The organism is Shewanella sp. SM21, from assembly GCF_025654335.1.
GTDB classification, from domain to species: Bacteria; Pseudomonadota; Gammaproteobacteria; order Enterobacterales; family Shewanellaceae; genus Shewanella; species Shewanella oncorhynchi.
In genome coordinates this window covers 68,618-85,166 of sequence record NZ_JAKKRL010000002.1, presented here as the reverse complement: position 1 = coordinate 85,166, position 16,549 = coordinate 68,618, and the positions used below count along the sequence as shown (strand labels likewise).

The 16,549-nt window shown below is 47.5% G+C and carries 14 protein-coding genes; 3 read left to right on the top strand and 11 right to left on the bottom strand.

All coding sequences use genetic code 11. From position 1 onward, the window contains the following. Nucleotides 1-124 precede the first annotated feature (124 nt). Entirely contained in the window at nucleotides 125-1,669 is a 1,545-nt protein-coding gene (locus tag L5L94_RS02460; protein WP_263160968.1) for a fumarate hydratase, read from the bottom strand. A 119-nt stretch (nucleotides 1,670-1,788) separates the two neighbouring features. Between L5L94_RS02460 and pabB the strand changes: the two genes are divergently transcribed. Further along, nucleotides 1,789-3,201: an aminodeoxychorismate synthase component I gene (gene pabB, locus L5L94_RS02455; RefSeq protein ID WP_263160966.1), complete on the top strand. Its 1,413-nt coding sequence runs from the start codon at nucleotides 1,789-1,791 to the stop codon at nucleotides 3,199-3,201. Nucleotides 3,202-3,232: 31 nt separating this feature from the next. After that, nucleotides 3,233-3,820 (top strand): CoA pyrophosphatase, encoded by a 588-nt coding sequence (locus L5L94_RS02450; RefSeq protein WP_113939549.1) that lies wholly within the window; start codon nucleotides 3,233-3,235, stop codon nucleotides 3,818-3,820. A gap of 64 nt (nucleotides 3,821-3,884) precedes the next feature. On the opposite strand, the gene L5L94_RS02445 is transcribed toward L5L94_RS02450, so the two are convergent. Next, complete coding sequence (locus L5L94_RS02445; protein WP_113939548.1) at nucleotides 3,885-4,220, bottom strand: hypothetical protein; 336 nt, start codon at nucleotides 4,218-4,220, stop codon at nucleotides 3,885-3,887. 150 nt (nucleotides 4,221-4,370) lie between these two features. Here L5L94_RS02445 and asnS point away from each other — a divergent pair, with 150 nt between their 5' ends. Next, nucleotides 4,371-5,771 carry an asparagine--tRNA ligase gene (gene asnS / locus L5L94_RS02440; protein WP_105252305.1) on the top strand — a complete coding sequence of 467 codons (1,401 nt, stop codon included), beginning with the start codon at nucleotides 4,371-4,373 and terminating at the stop codon, nucleotides 5,769-5,771. Nucleotides 5,772-5,896: 125 nt separating this feature from the next. Here the strand turns inward: asnS and L5L94_RS02435 are convergent, their stop codons facing one another. From L5L94_RS02435 to L5L94_RS02395, 9 genes are all read right to left on the bottom strand, one after another. Beyond that, nucleotides 5,897-6,268: a DUF1801 domain-containing protein gene (locus L5L94_RS02435; protein ID WP_258547605.1), complete on the bottom strand. Its 372-nt coding sequence runs from the start codon at nucleotides 6,266-6,268 to the stop codon at nucleotides 5,897-5,899. Nucleotides 6,269-6,474: 206 nt separating this feature from the next. Beyond that, nucleotides 6,475-7,062 carry a cytochrome c3 family protein gene (locus L5L94_RS02430; RefSeq protein ID WP_028760143.1) on the bottom strand — a complete coding sequence of 196 codons (588 nt, stop codon included), beginning with the start codon at nucleotides 7,060-7,062 and terminating at the stop codon, nucleotides 6,475-6,477. Nucleotides 7,063-7,070: 8 nt separating this feature from the next. Continuing rightward, nucleotides 7,071-7,556 (bottom strand): nitrate reductase cytochrome c-type subunit, encoded by a 486-nt coding sequence (locus L5L94_RS02425; RefSeq protein ID WP_028760144.1) that lies wholly within the window; start codon nucleotides 7,554-7,556, stop codon nucleotides 7,071-7,073. 10 nt (nucleotides 7,557-7,566) lie between these two features. Further along, nucleotides 7,567-10,056, bottom strand: coding sequence for a nitrate reductase catalytic subunit NapA (gene napA, locus L5L94_RS02420; RefSeq protein ID WP_263161407.1), 2,490 nt, complete (start codon nucleotides 10,054-10,056; stop codon nucleotides 7,567-7,569). A 2-nt stretch (nucleotides 10,057-10,058) separates the two neighbouring features. Next, the gene (locus L5L94_RS02415; protein WP_028760146.1) at nucleotides 10,059-10,316 is read right to left on the bottom strand and encodes a chaperone NapD; all 258 of its coding nucleotides are present in this window, start codon (nucleotides 10,314-10,316) and stop codon (nucleotides 10,059-10,061) included. A 43-nt stretch (nucleotides 10,317-10,359) separates the two neighbouring features. Beyond that, the gene (locus tag L5L94_RS02410) at nucleotides 10,360-10,518 is read right to left on the bottom strand and encodes a nitrate reductase (protein ID WP_028760147.1); all 159 of its coding nucleotides are present in this window, start codon (nucleotides 10,516-10,518) and stop codon (nucleotides 10,360-10,362) included. A gap of 605 nt (nucleotides 10,519-11,123) precedes the next feature. After that, complete coding sequence (gene hrpA, locus L5L94_RS02405) at nucleotides 11,124-14,999, bottom strand: ATP-dependent RNA helicase HrpA (RefSeq protein WP_411569215.1); 3,876 nt, start codon at nucleotides 14,997-14,999, stop codon at nucleotides 11,124-11,126. Between the two features lie 122 nt (nucleotides 15,000-15,121). Beyond that, complete coding sequence (locus L5L94_RS02400) at nucleotides 15,122-15,538, bottom strand: CBS domain-containing protein (RefSeq protein ID WP_006081403.1); 417 nt, start codon at nucleotides 15,536-15,538, stop codon at nucleotides 15,122-15,124. 301 nt (nucleotides 15,539-15,839) lie between these two features. Next, nucleotides 15,840-16,523, bottom strand: coding sequence for a response regulator (locus L5L94_RS02395; protein WP_028760150.1), 684 nt, complete (start codon nucleotides 16,521-16,523; stop codon nucleotides 15,840-15,842). Nucleotides 16,524-16,549 lie beyond the last annotated feature (26 nt).

Sequence of the window (16,549 nt, the reverse complement as noted above, 5' to 3'; positions counted from 1 at the left end):
AGCGTATTTTTTTGTGACAAAATGTCAGTGGCGCAGTGTTTTACCTCAAGAACAGATATCAGAACTCAAACTTAAGCTATTTTGCTTAAAAAGCCATCAAGTTCAATACGCTGCATCCTCACCTTTACGCTTTCGCGTTAGCGATATTCACTTTCCAAATTGCAGGACCCGTTTCATGGGCGTTCACGCCATGTGAATCCACAGCCACAGTCACTGGCATATCTTGCACATCAAACTCGTAAATCGCTTCCATTCCCAAATCAGCAAAGGCCACGACGCGAGAATGTTTAATCGCTTTAGACACTAAATACGCAGCGCCGCCAACGGCCATCAGATATACCGCTTTGTGTTTTTTGATCGATTCAACTGTCGCAGGGCCGCGCTCAGCTTTACCTATCATGCCCATCAAGCCAGTTTTCTCTAACATTAAGTCAGTGAATTTATCCATACGAGTTGCTGTGGTTGGGCCCGCAGGGCCGACAACTTCAGTACCCACTGGATCAACTGGGCCAACGTAGTAAATAAACTTACCGGTAAAGTCCACGCCTTCTGGCAGACCTTCACCGCTTTCAATCAGGCTTTGAATGCGCTTATGGGCAGCATCACGACCAGTCAACATTTTACCGCTCAGCAGAATGGTTTCACCGCTTTGCCACTGTTCGATATCCGCTTGAGTGACAGTATCTAAGTTAACGCGGCGCACATCATCACCCACTTCACGGGTAATTTCTGGCCAATCAGACAATGATGGTGGCGTTAATTCAGCTGGACCTGAGCCATCTAAATGGAAATGCACGTGGCGAGTCGCTGCACAGTTAGGGATCATCACCACTGGCTTTGACGCCGCGTGGGTGGGCGCCGATTTGATTTTAACGTCTAACACTGTGGTTAAACCGCCAAGACCTTGCGCACCTATGCCTAAATTATTCGCACGCTCAAAAATGTCTAAACGCAGTTTTTCTTCGGTCGTCTGCGCGCCACGGGCCATCAACTCATGAATATCCACGCTTTCCATCAGCGCTTCTTTGGCTAATACGGCCGCTTTTTCTGCCGTGCCGCCAATGCCTATACCCAGCATACCCGGTGGACACCAGCCCGCACCCATAGTAGGTAGCGTTTTTTCTACCCAAGCGGCGATATCGTCAGATGGATTTAACATCACCATCTTAGCTTTGTTTTCACTGCCGCCACCTTTGGCTGCAATCGCCACTTCGATATGGTTGCCAGGCACCATGTCGATATGCACCACAGATGGCGTGTTATCTTTGGTATTTTTACGGCTGCCCGCAGGATCTGACACTATTGATGCGCGCAGTGGGTTATCAAGATTGGTATAGGCACGACGAACACCTTCGTCGACCATTTCCTGAATCGTCATATCGGTTTTGTCCCATTGGACACCCATGCCTACTTTCACGAAAGTGGTCACAATCCCAGTGTCTTGACACAGAGGACGCTTACCTTCGGCCGACATACGCGAGTTAATTAAGATCTGGGCAATCGCATCCTTCGCCGCCGCACTTTGTTCACGCTCATAAGCTTGGCTCATGGCATCAACAAAATCCTTCGGGTGGTAATAAGAAATGTATTGCAAAGCATCCGCCACACTTTCAATAAAGTCGGCTTGTTTAATCACAGAAGTTTCAGACATTTTATGGTGAGATGACATAGTAGGAGCGCTCCAGCAGCCTTTGCGGCCTAACTTGTTTTTGTTTAATTCTTTCTGGGCCAATATGATACTCTTTCACATCTTTTTGGGCTACATCACATTTTGAATAGGGTTAATCGATGGCAATTAGGGCGTCAAAACAGCTTGCATCACGCCAACTTGACTGGACATTAAGTACCGCAGCACTGTTCGAACACTTTGCAAATGACACTTGGGCAATTCTGTTAGATTCGGCGAACGCGCCGCATCAAGACGCCAGATTCGACATCATTTGCGCCAATCCTATCGCAACGTTAGTGACTCAGGGCGAGCGTAGCGATATAAAGCTCATCGATACGAGCTTGAGCTTACCCGAGGCAATAGACCCAAACCGTGATCCCTTCGAGTTACTCAACACTTTATTAACCCATTGGTATTCAAAATCTTTTGATTGCGTTCTGCCCTTTAGTGGTGGCGCAATGGGCAGTTTTAGCTACGATTTAGGCCGCAGAATTGAATCCCTGCCGATAACGGCCAAGCAAGATATACAACTGCCAGAGATGAACATCGGTTTTTACGACTGGGCGTTAGTTTTTGATTACCAAGACCAATGTTGGCATTTGCTGCATTATTTAGGTGAAGCAGCACTCGATATTGAATTGAATAAAATTCAAGATAAAATCGCCAAAAAGCCAAATTCCGCCGCATTCATGCTCACTAGCCCATGGACAGCACAGATAGACAAAGCCCAATACACGGCAAAATTTGCAGCAGTTCAAGCCTATTTACACAGCGGTGATTGCTATCAAATAAATTTAACCCAAAGATTCGAAGCCCATTATCAAGGCGATGAATGGTCAGCCTATAGCCAACTGCGCAATGCCAATAAAGCACCCTTCTCGGCCTTTATGCGTCTGCCGCAAAACACGATTTTATCGATTTCACCCGAGCGCTTTATTCAGCTTCGCGGTGACGATATTCAAACCAAACCTATCAAAGGCACACTGCCGCGTCATACCGATCCCGCATTAGATGTGAAAGCCGCCAATACACTGGCAAACTCACCAAAGGATCGCGCCGAAAATGTCATGATTGTTGATTTACTGCGTAATGATATCGGCAAAGTGGCGGCAGCAGGCTCAGTACGTGTACCGCATCTATTTGAGATTGAAAGTTTTCCTGCCGTGCATCACTTAGTCAGTACGGTGACGGCCAAGCTTGATAGCCGATTCACGGCGAGTGATTTACTGCGCGCGGCGTTTCCCGGCGGCTCAATTACCGGCGCACCGAAAATTCGTGCCATGGAAATTATCGAAGAGCTCGAACCTTCACGGCGCAGCCTTTATTGTGGATCTATGGGTTATATCAGCCAAGACGGTCAAATGGATACCAGCATCACCATTCGCACTATTGTGGCCGAACAGGGCAAACTCTATTGCTGGGCTGGCGGCGGTATAGTGGCGGATTCTGAAGTGGATGCCGAGTACCAAGAAACCTTTGATAAGATCAGCCGTATTTTACCTTTGCTTGGCGCTGCGTCACAAAAGCCGTAAGCTTTAATACTAAACAGTCACGAGAACGTCGATGGATCAAGCGGAATTTAGACTCAGATTTAATCTGCACCCGTTAGCGCGGCAAGATCCGGCGGCCTTCCCTCACCTTGGATTACGCAAAGCCGCGGTGTTGATCCCACTGCTGGAGATTAACGGTGAGCTGAATCTAATTTTGACCCAAAGACCTATGCATCTGCGCGCCCATCCGGGGCAGATCAGTTTCCCAGGCGGTAAAATTGAGCCCTATGATATTGATGCGATTGCGGCCGCGTTAAGGGAAGCAGAAGAGGAAATTGGACTCTCAAGGCATAACGTCGAGGTGGTGGGCACGTTTCCAGCCCATAATACCTTCACAGGGTTTGAAATCACTCCTGTGATAGGCATTATCAAGCAGGCATTTGATTTAAAACTCGATCCCGGTGAGGTAGCCGATTGCTTTACCGTGCCATTAAGCTTTTTTATTGAACCGAATAATCGCCACCAAAAACGCTTTTTACGCCAAGGGCGCTATTACAGCGTGCATTTTATTCCCTATCAACAACGGTTTATCTGGGGTGCGACTGCCGCGATTATCGACCATTTATGCCGCCAGTTAAGCATTCCTGCCGATATTCTCTGACTTCATTTGCCATTGCTAAACCGTTAAAAAGCCAAACTGTTGAATTAGCCAAAGAATGGATAGCTTAAACCACCAAATGAATATACAAACCGGCGACAATCGACGTTAGCAGCAACATGGGAATATTAAACCAATAACCCATACGACTGTGATGGGCGACATAATAGTTAAACGCTAAACTGACCAAACTAATACCGCCACAAACCCAAATCAAATACTGCAATAATTGGGTTTCATGTGGATCCCAATGGACTCTAAATGTCGCGCCACGGGTCAAATAGGCCCCAACTTCACGGTCTGGCCTTGCATCACTAAACACTAATAGCGCATAGACGGCTATTGCCCAGCCTAATATGGATAAGGTCGCAAGGATAATTTGAAATATTCTAGTCTTGCTCATACCGCCTCCCGCCGTTTAACTCACTATATCGCTCAATATCGATATTATTAACCTCAGGATACCTTTTTCAGCTTGAGAAAAGCCACCAGCAAGGTAATATAAACCTCCAAAATTTTCATATAAAACGTTTCGTTGGAGAATTAAGCAACAATGAGCATTGCATCTGTCGCATCTGTATTTAAAGGTGAGCACGCCGTCGGTTCTAAAGTCACAGTGCGTGGCTGGGTCAGAACCCGTCGTGACTCTAAAGCCGGCATCTCTTTTTTAGCTGTTTACGACGGCTCTTGCTTTAATCCTATCCAAGGTGTCGTGCCCAATAGCTTAGATAATTACGACAACGAAGTGTTAAAGCTGACTGCGGGTTGTTCTGTTGTGATGACAGGCGACGTGGTGGAATCTCCTGGTGCAGGCCAAGCATTTGAGCTGCAAGTGACTGAACTTGAAGTCGCTGGCTGGGTTGATGATCCAGACACTTACCCAATGGCCGCTAAGCGTCACTCAATTGAACATTTACGCGAATTAGCGCACTTACGCCCACGCACTAACATTATTGGTGCCGTTGCTCGCGTACGTAACTGTCTATCTCAAGCGATTCACCGCTTCTACCACGAAGAAGGCTTTATTTGGGTATCGACCCCACTTATCACAGCATCAGATTGCGAAGGCGCCGGTGAGATGTTCCGCGTATCGACTTTAGATATGGAAAACCTACCGCGTACTGAAGCGGGTAAAGTCGATTACGATAAAGATTTCTTCGGTAAAGAAGCTTTCCTGACCGTATCAGGTCAGTTGAATGCTGAAACCTACGCCTGTGCACTGTCAAAAGTGTATACCTTTGGCCCGACTTTCCGTGCTGAAAACTCAAACACCAGCCGCCACTTAGCGGAATTCTGGATGGTTGAGCCTGAAGTCGCCTTCGCTAACTTAAACGACATCGCAGGCCTTGCCGAAGCTATGTTGAAATACGCGTTCAATGCCGTATTGACTGAGCGTATGGACGATTTAACCTTCTTCGCCCAACACGTTGATAAGACTGTGATCGACCGTCTGCAATCTTTCGTTTCAAGCGATTTTGCTCAAGTGGATTACACGGATGCGGTTGAAATTCTGCAAAACTGTGGCAGAACCTTCGAGTTCCCAGTGTCTTGGGGCATCGATTTATCTTCTGAGCATGAGCGTTACTTAGCCGAAGAACACTTCAAAGCCCCTGTGGTAGTGAAGAACTATCCAAAAGATATCAAAGCCTTCTACATGCGCTTAAACGACGATGGCAAAACCGTTGCCGCGATGGACGTGTTAGCCCCAGGTATCGGTGAAATCATCGGTGGCTCTCAACGTGAAGAGCGTTTAGACGTGCTAGATATGCGTCTAGCCGAAATGGATCTGAACCAAGAAGATTACTGGTGGTACCGTGATATGCGCCGTTATGGCACAGTGCCACATGCAGGTTTTGGTCTAGGGTTTGAGCGTTTAGTGTCTTACGTGACGGGCGTGAACAACATTCGTGATGTTATCCCTTTCCCACGTGCACCGCGCACTGCGAACTTCTAATCTCCCTTAACTTGGGACTGCATAGCTAAGACATCTCTATTAAACCTTAGCAAAACGAAAGGAGCTGAATATTCAGCTCCTTTTTTGTTCGTCCGTTTTAGTCACATCATGCGGCTAAACAACCATTAATCCGCCAGACTCAACGCCTGCGCAATATATTCCGCGACTCGCTTGGCAGCAATATCATCGATTGACACCAACTTAATATGGCGACGAAACTTGCCACTGCCTTCAAGTACCTGATGAGGATCGCTAAGATTCGCGCCTAAGCTAAACTCCAATGAAACATGCTGTTTATAGGCAAACACACCACAAAAACTGGCTTTGGTGCTAAAGAGTATACCGCCGTACTTAACGGCTTCAGTAATGGCCCGCGACGATGTGGTAGCGGCGGTTTTGACCTCCTGCCTCACCCCCTGCACTATTTCAAACAGACTCGGGCTGGTACATAAAATATCTTCTAACAGTCGTTCAAGTTGCGGCTGATCTTCCATCATGATCTCTTTACCTCTCATACAAGCAAGACTATCCCAGCCCGATTGTAGCGCGCTAATCGGACTGAATAACACCCTATTGAAGCATCCCCAAGAAATAGAATAGTGGCGTGCAAATAAAAAGGCCAAGCGTGGAGTACACTTGGCCTTTTGCTGGAGTTGTCCAACTTAGCAAGGCTAAGTCACACGGATAAACACTGCGCCCTAGATTAAAACCCCTTCACACCGGCCATGTCAGGGAGATGATGAGCAATCCCCTTGTGGCAGTCGATACAGGTCTTTTCACCGCTTGCCAGTGATGTTGAGTGCATCTGCGCCGCTCTGGGTGATTGGCGAGTAAAGTCCATGTAAGTGAAGTTATGGCAGTTACGACACTCGAGCGAATCATTGGCCTTTAACCTTGCCCACTCATGTTCTGCCAGTTCACGACGCTTATCTTCAAACTTCTCACGGGTATTAATCGTCCCAAAAACCTTACCCCACACTTCCTTAGATGCCTGCATCTTACGGGCAATTTTATCGGTCCAGTTATGCGGTACGTGGCAATCGGGACACGTCGCCCGCACGCCACTGCGGTTAGTGAAATGAATCGTCGTCTGTAGCTCTTGATAGACGTTATTTTCCATCTCATGGCAACCAATACAGAAAGCTTCTTGGTTGGTCACTTCTAGGGCAGTGTTAAATCCGCCCCAGAAAATCACGCCAGCCACAAAACCACCTAAGGTCAAAAAACCTAAACTGTAATGCACACTCGGACGATTGAGTACCTGCCAGATTTTTTTCAGTTTATCTAACATGCTAACTCCTAGTGTTTTTTCTGCTCAGTGTTGGCTTTGATCAGATGTTCCATATCCACAAAGTCGTTTTCGACCAGTAACTTGGCATCTAACTGCGGCACATGACACTGAGTGCAGAAATAGCGGCGCGGCGATAACTCGGCTAAAAAGTTATTGTCCCTGTCCATAAAATGCGTGACGCTGACCATAGGTGCTTGCGAATCCCCAATGCGGCTACGAGCATGGCAAGCCATACACTTGTTCACTTTAAGATCAAGCTGATAGCCGTCGATCTTGTGTGGGATCACTGGTGGTTGCATGGGATAGCTGCGCACTTCCTTCACATCGGTATTACGCACACTTTGCATCGCAGGTGGCGTAGGCTCGACATTGATAGGCGCTTGGCGCAGGGTATCAATTTTATCTTCGGGAATACTGGCGGCAGACACACTTGTCATGATGAATGAGCCAAATACCAATAAACCGATCGCTGAGACTAATTTTAGGGTTTTCATCGTGTTCTCCTTAAACCTTGACGATCTTCACCGCACACTTTTTAAAGTCAGTTTGTTTTGACAAGGGATCTGTCGCATCTAAAGTGACTTTATTAATGAGCTGGCTAGCATCAAACCAAGGCACGAACACTAAACCCACGGGCGGTTTATTGCGGCCACGGGTTTCAACTCGGGTCTTAATTTCACCGCGACGGGACACAACGCGAATTTCATCGCCACGGCGCAGACCGCGTTTTTTCGCATCTTCAGGGTGCATAAAACATACGGCATCGGGGAAGGCACGATATAACTCAGGCACACGTTGGGTCATAGAACCCGAATGCCAGTGTTCCAGCACTCGCCCCGTCGACAACCAGATATCATATTCTTCATCGGGCGCTTCTGCGGCAGGTTCATAGGGCAGCGCGAAAATCACCGCACGACCATCGGGATGACCGTAGAACTCAAAGCCCTTACCTGCTTTAACATAAGGATCTGTGCCTTCACGGAAGCGCCACTTGGTTTCTTTACCATCGACCACAGGCCAACGCAGACCATGAGCCTCATGGTAAACATCAAATGGGGCGAGATCGTGGCCATGGCCGCGGCCAAAGGTCGCATATTCCTCAAATAAGCCTTTTTGGACATAGAAGCTAAAGTGTTTAGCCTCATCGTTCAAATACTTAGGATCGGCATCCGCAAGTGGGAACTTATCAACATTACCGTTCTGATACAGGACTTCGAATAGGGTTTTGCCTTTAAACTCAGGGTTCGCCGCTAATACATCCTTAGGCCAGACTTCATCTGTGGTGAAACGCTTCGCAAACTCCATCAATTGCCACAGATCCGAATGAGACTCACCCGGTGCCTGCACCATTTGATGCCAAAACTGAGTGCGGCGCTCGGCGTTACCGTAGGCGCCCTCTTTTTCCACCCACATAGCGGTGGGCAAAATCAAATCGGCAGCTTGAGTCGTCACCGTCGGATAGGCATCGGACACCACGATAAAGTTGGCAGGGTTACGGTAACCCGGTAAACCTTCTTCATTGATGTTTGGGCCCGCCTGCATATTGTTGTTCACTTGCACCCAGTAACAATTTAAGTCGCCATCTTTTAGACGACGGTTTTGCTCGATGGCGTGATAACCGGGCTTAGGTGGAATAATGCCGCTTGGGATCTTCCAAATGTCTTCGGCATGCTTTCTGTGTTCAGGATTGGTCACGACCATATCGGCGGGTAAACGGTGGGAAAACGTCCCCACTTCACGGGCCGTGCCACAGGCTGATGGTTGACCCGTCAAAGAGAATGGACTGTTACCTGGGGTTGAAATTTTACCCATCAAGAGATGAATGTTATAAATCAGGTTGTTACACCACACACCTCGGGTATGTTGGTTAAAACCCATGGTCCAAAATGAGGTCACTTTGATGTCGGGATCGGCATACAGCTTGGCCAGCGCAATCAGTTTATCCTCGGGTACGCCCGACAACTTACTGACTTTTTCGACGCTATAATCCGCCACGAAGGCTTTAAATGTCTCAAAATCAATTGGGGTTGAATCCCCCGCCGTTTTAACATTTTTCGCTTTTTTCTCAAGGGGATGTGTCGGACGTAAACCATAACCAATATCTGTTGTGCCCTGACGGAAGTTAACGTGTTTCTTCACGAAGTCCCAGTTCACTTTATCATTCTGAATGATGTAGTTAGCTATGTAGTTCAAAATGGCTAAATCGGTTTGCGGGGTGAACACGATCGGCAAGTCGGCCAAATCGAAGGATCTGTGTTCAAAAGTCGACAACACGGCCACTTTTACATGGCTGGCACTGAGACGCCTGTCAGTCACTCGACTCCAGAGGATCGGGTGCATCTCCGCCATATTCGAGCCCCAAAGGACAAAGGCATCGGCGGCTTCCATATCGTCATAGCAACCCATAGGTTCGTCGATACCGAAGGTACGCATAAAACCGACCACGGCTGACGCCATGCAGTGACGCGCATTTGGATCGATATTATTCGATCCAAACCCCGCTTTCATCAACTTAACGGCAGCATAACCTTCCCACACAGTCCATTGGCCCGAGCCAAACATGCCCACAGCGGTTGGCCCTTTAGCTTTGATGGTTTCTTTCCATTTTTGCGCCATGATGTCGAAGGCACTGTCCCAACTGATGGGCGAAAACTCACCGTGCTTGTCGTATTTGCCATCTGTCATCCGCAGCATAGGCGTGGTTAAGCGATCGCTGCCATACATGATTTTCGACAGGAAATAGCCCTTGATACAGTTGAGCCCACGGTTCACTTCACTGTTGGCATCGCCATGGGTGGCAACCACTTTGCCGTCGCGAGTTGCGACAATCACGGAGCAACCTGTGCCGCAAAAACGGCAAGGGGCCTTATTCCACTCTAATTTGGTTTGTTCTGAGCTGGTAATTAAGTTGCTTGCGCCTGCGGGCAAGGCTAAACCAGCGGCGCCTGCAGCGGCAATCACCGCATTGGCCTTGATAAAGTCACGTCTGTTCATATTCATTCTTCACCCTCTTCGAGCACTTCACTCTGGTGGTAAACCATCGTGGCTGATAACACGCCCGGAATGGCATTGATCGCTTCGATACTGTCCATCAAGGCGCGTTGCGTCTCGCCTTCGATCACGACGACCAATTTCACTTCGTTGTTGACGGAAAGTTCGGCATTTTCAATGGTCATTATTTGTTGTCTAACATCTGCCATTTTCTGCGGTAAGACCTGCACCACTAAACTGGTGATATGGAGTTCTTTGCTCATCCGACATTCCACTCTTATTTTTAACTATTTGATGATGTTACGTTTAACCAGCGCCCGGTGGACCCGTCAAAATTTGGCTGAACCAAATAGCAAAGCCCAGACCACTGACCAGTAGTACGGACAATAACGGTGCGAGAAACACGGTTAAAAAGATAAAGATTTTCAGTTCTAAGGATTTTTCTTCTGCGGTGCTAGCACTCATGCATCCTCCAAGAGGTGTGTTCCTGCCACTTTGAATGCGCTGCAAAAAATCGCCAGCGGCAGGCTTTATGTATATCTATTGCATCTTTGGATCACGAAGCGATCATACCTTTTAGTTGTTAACAAAATGTATACCTCCAAATTGGTAAAGCGGATGATGCTTGATCCAGATCATCAATTTGATGTGAGTATCCGTCAGATCTCAGTTTTTAAATGCTTTTTTCAATTACAAGCCAGATTATTGAATTGATTTTATGATTAATAAACGACTGAAATGGATAAATCGCTACGAGAAAACAACAGAAAACCCTCAAAAAAAACCTGAGTATTCATAAAGGAGTAGACAGTAGAAAGGTGTTAAAACATGCGAGATAACGACTTGATCCCAAAAGAAAGATATTCGGCATAAAAGCATCGCTGCCACCCAGAAAAAGCGCTCATTTTATGGCGCACCACTGGAGGTATATCGCGTGAGAAGAGTAAGTATAGGGAAAATAAAAAACCGAGAAAATGATTAGTTTTCTCGGTTTTTTTAGTCATTTATTGATCGCGTTATTGTTACATCAATCGGACAAAGACGCTCAGCTCGACCTTTAAATCAGTCTATTAAACCTGTTGAATATGATTCAAAATGCGCTTTTCAGATATCGGATACGCCGTGCCTAACACCTGTGCAAAACAAGAGACACGGTACTCTTCAATCATCCAGCGCGCCTCGATTAACGCAGGTGGTGTCGGCATAGCACGTGGCACTTTCGCCAGTTGTGCGTTCAATGCTTCCTGTACCTTGTTAATGCTCTGCATATGCAAACGGTCGCGAGTCGGATCGACAGGCAACTTCTCGACACGGATTTCAATCGCTTTTAAGTAACGCGCCACATCAGCTAACCGATCCCAACCACAGGATTCGACAAACCCTTTAAACACTAATTTGTCTAATTGGCTTTGAATATCACTCATAGCAAAGGCTATATCTAAGCTAATTTTGCCCTTAAGACGCTTTTTAATGCTCTGGTATAAGGTCAAAATCTGCTCAACCTTCAAGGCAATTTGCTCGGCGGTCGGGTTGAGTTCTTGGCGAACCCAATCCTTTGCCTGCTCAAATTGGGCTTGATTACGCACATCGAGGGCTTTTTCATCCAACAATTGCTGCACAGCTGCGGCAATAATGTCATCAATCAAGATTTGCACTTGACCGAAGGGATTGAAATACATCGCCAATTTCGCCTTATTCGGCAAAGCTTGCTGTAAGTGTTTCACCGGTGATGGAATGTTTAGCAGCAATAACCGTCGCAGACCTTGGCGATGGGCATCTAAGGCCTCAAATTCATCATCAAATAATTTGATCGCAACACTGTCTTTTTTATCGATCAGCGCCGGAAACGCCCGCACTTGGTAATTGCCTTTTTGCTGCTGATATTGCTGCGGCAAATCGCCAAAGGACCACTCAGTTAACGCTTCTTGCTCTATACCTTTATCCGCGACCTGACGAATGGCCTTCGCCACCACGCCTTGTAACTCGGCTTTTAAAGTATCGAGCACCCGACCTTCGGCCACTAAGTTGTTTTTATCGTCTTCGATTTTAAAGTTCATCTGCAAATGCGCAGGCAGTTGCGTTAAATCAAAATCTTCCGGCGATATACGCGTGCCACTCATGCGCAATAATTGCTTGCACATGGCCTCAAGCAAACTGGCACTAAAAGGCACCATGGCCTGCACACAAGCGCGGGCATAGTCAGGCGCGGGCACAAAGTTGCGTCGTAAACTCTTAGGCAGAGATTTGATCAGTGCGATGCACTTTTCTTCCCTTAGACCTGCCACTAGCCAATCAAAATCGCTATCGTCGATTTGATTAAGCAGCGCCACCGGAATGTGCACCGACACACCATCATCCGCCGCCGCGGGTTCAAAGTGATAACTTAGCTGCAGGCGCAAATTGCCCTTGTGCCACGTATCGGGAAAATCTAAGGTCGAAATATGGTCGGCATTGCGCTGCATTAACAGCGCTTTGCTGAAATCGAGTAAATCCGGTTGCTCGCGCTTAGCATTCTTCCACCAGCCAAAAAACAGCTGGGCGTTGTAAATCCCTTCCGGGATCCGCGGCTCGTAAAAGTCCACCAAGACTTGCTCGTCCACCAAAATATCGCGGCGACGAGATTTATGTTCGAGGGATTCAATGTCTTCGAGCAGCTTTTGGTTAGCGACAAAAAACGCTTCTTGGGTCTGTAACTGCCCTTCAGCCAAAGCGCTGCGGATAAAAATCTCACGCGCTTCAACGGGATCGATGGGGCCGTATTGCACTTTACGACGGTGCACAACCGTCAAGCCATAGAGCACTTGATTCTCAAGGGCGATAACGCTGCCAGGTTTTGCCTCAAAATGGGGCTCCACATAGCTTTTCTTGATCAAATGCGCCGCTAAGGGCTCTAGCCATTCGGGTTCGATTTTGGCGCAGCAGCGAGCAAATAAGCGTGAGGTTTCGGTAAGCTCAGCAGCCATGATCCACTTAGGGCCTTTTTTGGCCAGTGGCGAACCTGGGAATACAAAGAATTTACGATTACGCGCACCTAAGTACTCGTTATTGTTATCTTTAAAACCCACATGGCTCAATAAGCCCGATAAGAGCGCACGGTGCAAGCTGTCGTAATTGGCTGGTGTATCGTTTAAGCGCCACTTTAAATCGTGTACGGCTTGCTTAAGCTGGGCGTATAAATCCTGCCACTCGCGAACGCGCAAATAGGCTAAATATTCATCGCGGCACTTTTTACGGAACTGGCTAGCAGATAACTCTTTTTGTTGATCTTTTAAGTGCTGCCACAGGTTTATCCAGCTAACGAAATCGGAACTGGGATCGGCAAAACGCCGATGGGCTTCATCACTGGCTTGCTTCTTCTCCATCGGACGTTCGCGGGGATCTTGAATCGATAAGCCCGCAGCAATCACTAGCACTTCGTTCAAACAACCTAACTGCTGACTCTCGACCACCATACGCGCCAAACGCGGGTCCACAGGAATTTGCGCCAAATTACGCCCAAGTGGCGTCAATACTAGCTTGCCGTGTTTACTCTCAACCGCTTGTAATTCTTCGAGCAACAGGAAACCATCGCGGATATGGCGTGGATCCGGTGGCTCGATAAAGGGGAAACCGGCGATATCACCTAGGCCGATGGCGAGCATCTGCAAAATGACCGAAGCCAAGTTAGTGCGCAAGATTTCAGGATCGGTAAACGCCGGACGATTATTAAAATCCGCCTCATCGTACAAACGAATACAAATACCCGGCCCTACACGTCCACAACGGCCTTGACGCTGATTGGCGCTCGCCTGCGAGATAGGTTCAATCGGTAAGCGTTGCACCTTAGTCCGATAGCTATAGCGGCTGATACGCGCCGTACCTGGATCAATAACGTAGCGAATGCCCGGCACAGTCAGCGAGGTTTCCGCCACGTTCGTCGCTAATACAATCCGCCGACCTCTGTGACTACTGAAAACTTTAGACTGCTCACCGTAAGATAAACGCGCGTATAACGGCAAAATTTCGGTATCGCGGTAATTACGCCGACTCAATTGCTCGGCCGTATCGCGAATTTCCCGCTCGCCGTTCATAAAGATCAGAATGTCGCCCAGCCCTTCGGCCACCAACTCATCGACGGCGGCAAAAATGCCTTCGATTTGATCTAGATCGGCATCGCTATCTTGCACTAAGGGTCGGTAACGGGTTTCGACCGGAAAGGTACGGCCCGACACTTCGATAATAGGCGCATTGTTGAAATGCTTAGAAAAACGCTCAACGTCTATGGTCGCCGACGTGATAATAACTTTGAGATCGGGGCGTCTTTTGAGAATTTGTTTGAGGTAGCCCAGAATAAAATCGATGTTGAGGCTGCGCTCGTGGGCCTCATCTATGATGATGGTATCGTATTGATCGAGATTGCGATCGGAGGTTAATTCCGCCAGTAAAATACCGTCGGTCATCAACTTGATATAAGAGTCACTCTTAAGCGCATCGGCAAAACGCACTTTAAAGCCAACCACTTCACCGAGCGGACTTTGTAATTCTTCGGCGACTCGGCTCGCCACACTGCGGGCTGCTAAACGTCGTGGCTGGGTGTGGCCTATCATGCCACGGCAACCTAGGCCTAATTCCAAACAGATTTTAGGTAACTGGGTCGTTTTACCCGAGCCCGTTTCACCGGCGATGATCACCACTTGATTGCCCGCAATCGCACGTGCAATATCATCGCGCATCAAGGAAACGGGCAGGTTTTCAGGATAGTGGATTTTAGGCCGAGCGTTACGACGCTGCTCAACCTTCTCAAACGCCGCCTGCGCTTGCTCGCTCAGCTGAGCTAAGACTTGGGTCTTTTTATCTGAGTCGGCTTCTTTATTGAGCTTAAATAAACGACGACGGATCCGCGACGCGTCGCTCTGATAACAAAGATTAAGAAAGGCGTTCGATAGCGGATGTTTGTCTGAGTTCAAATCCAAATTCCATTGCTAGCATCAAAAACGGCGATCCTAGCAAGGAAAGTGGCGTAATGGTATTGCTAATTTACTCTGCACTCAGTATATGGCGTGTCAGTTTCACACTGGCTCGACTTAGATTAAACCGGTGACAGATAACATTGTTGCATATAGATATTCATGGCTTTGAGCACATTGGTGCGATTAATCGTGCCAATTACTTTGCCATGTTCAACCACTGGATACACTTTAGGTTTAGGCCCTAGCATTTGTTCGGCGAGCTGCAAAATACTGTCATCTGGCCCAACGAACAGCACTTCAGTTCGCATGCAATCCTTCACCACTGAGGTCATATCACAGTGATAGCTACTTTTGATCATCACAGCCAAACAATCCTGCTGGGATAAAAAGCCCACCAAATCGCCCGCATCATCAACCACTGCTGCGCCCATTTTATTATTATCTAACAACTTTTCGACCGCAGTCGCGAGCGACATATTAGCGCGCAGCAACACGGGCTGACGATCCATATGGTCGCGGATTTTAATTAAGTCCATAGTCTTTCCCTCGAATTAACCCTACGTTTGTAGTCTAGTCAAAATATCGGCAAGAATGTGCGATTTATATCGATTGGGCTTATCTAGTGCATAAACCCAATGTCAACAAGAGCTAACAGGACAAAAATAGCGTCAACAAAGGCAGCCAGAAATAGCGACTTAGAGTTAACTGAAGCGAACACTACAAACTGAAATCAGGCAAGTATCCGATTGAGCTTCAATGATGGCAGGTCATGCCATCAGTCTTCGGTGATCATTTTACTTGTCATTCCAACGCGTTTTAATTCGCTATTGATACAAGCTATAAGTCGATATAAAAGCGATAGCCCACACCGGGCTCAGTCCGCACATACTGAGGTTCACTCGGGGAGTCGCCTAATTTTTGCCTTAAGTGACTGACCACAATTCGTAGATAATGTGTGTCTTCTGTATGAGCGGGCCCCCAAATTTCTTTGAGCAACTGAGTCTGAGTGACAACGCAGTTAGGTGACGACGCCAATTTAGACAATACTGCGTATTCCTTGGGTGTAAGTTCGACAATTTGATGATCAACTTTAACCAGCCTGCGACTTAAATCAATCTGCAACTTGCCATCATCTAATATGGGTAATTTTTCAGGTTTGATATGGTCCCTTAAAATCGCCCGCACCCTTGCCAGTAACTCTTCCACACTAAAGGGTTTGGTCACATAATCCTGCGCGCCTGCATCTAATGCTGCGACTTTTTCTTTATCTTGATTACGAACCGACAATACAATCACAGCAACATCGGACCATCCCCGTAACTCCTGTAGCACTTGATGTCCTTCCATATCCGGCAAGCCTAAATCCAAAATGACTAATTCAGGTTGCTGTCGAGCGACAGCTGCGAGCCCTTGCTGACCATTTTCAGCTTCGGTAACGTCATAGCCCTCACTGGTGAGTGCAATCCGCAGCATGCGGCGTATTTGGGTCTCATCATCGATAACCACGATTTTTATTGCCACGTCTCTAGTCCATTCTGTGGTTTATT

Coding starts and splice junctions, on each gene's coding strand:
- L5L94_RS02460 (WP_263160968.1), bottom strand. CDS start 1,669: ATGTCATCTCACCATAAAATGTCTGAAACTTCTGTGATTAAACAAGCC.
- pabB (WP_263160966.1), top strand. CDS start 1,789: ATGGCAATTAGGGCGTCAAAACAGCTTGCATCACGCCAACTTGACTGG.
- L5L94_RS02450 (WP_113939549.1), top strand. CDS start 3,233: ATGGATCAAGCGGAATTTAGACTCAGATTTAATCTGCACCCGTTAGCG.
- L5L94_RS02445 (WP_113939548.1), bottom strand. CDS start 4,220: ATGAGCAAGACTAGAATATTTCAAATTATCCTTGCGACCTTATCCATA.
- asnS (WP_105252305.1), top strand. CDS start 4,371: ATGAGCATTGCATCTGTCGCATCTGTATTTAAAGGTGAGCACGCCGTC.
- L5L94_RS02435 (WP_258547605.1), bottom strand. CDS start 6,268: ATGATGGAAGATCAGCCGCAACTTGAACGACTGTTAGAAGATATTTTA.
- L5L94_RS02430 (WP_028760143.1), bottom strand. CDS start 7,062: ATGTTAGATAAACTGAAAAAAATCTGGCAGGTACTCAATCGTCCGAGT.
- L5L94_RS02425 (WP_028760144.1), bottom strand. CDS start 7,556: ATGAAAACCCTAAAATTAGTCTCAGCGATCGGTTTATTGGTATTTGGC.
- napA (WP_263161407.1), bottom strand. CDS start 10,056: ATGAACAGACGTGACTTTATCAAGGCCAATGCGGTGATTGCCGCTGCA.
- L5L94_RS02415 (WP_028760146.1), bottom strand. CDS start 10,316: ATGAGCAAAGAACTCCATATCACCAGTTTAGTGGTGCAGGTCTTACCG.
- L5L94_RS02410 (WP_028760147.1), bottom strand. CDS start 10,518: ATGAGTGCTAGCACCGCAGAAGAAAAATCCTTAGAACTGAAAATCTTT.
- L5L94_RS02400 (WP_006081403.1), bottom strand. CDS start 15,538: ATGGACTTAATTAAAATCCGCGACCATATGGATCGTCAGCCCGTGTTG.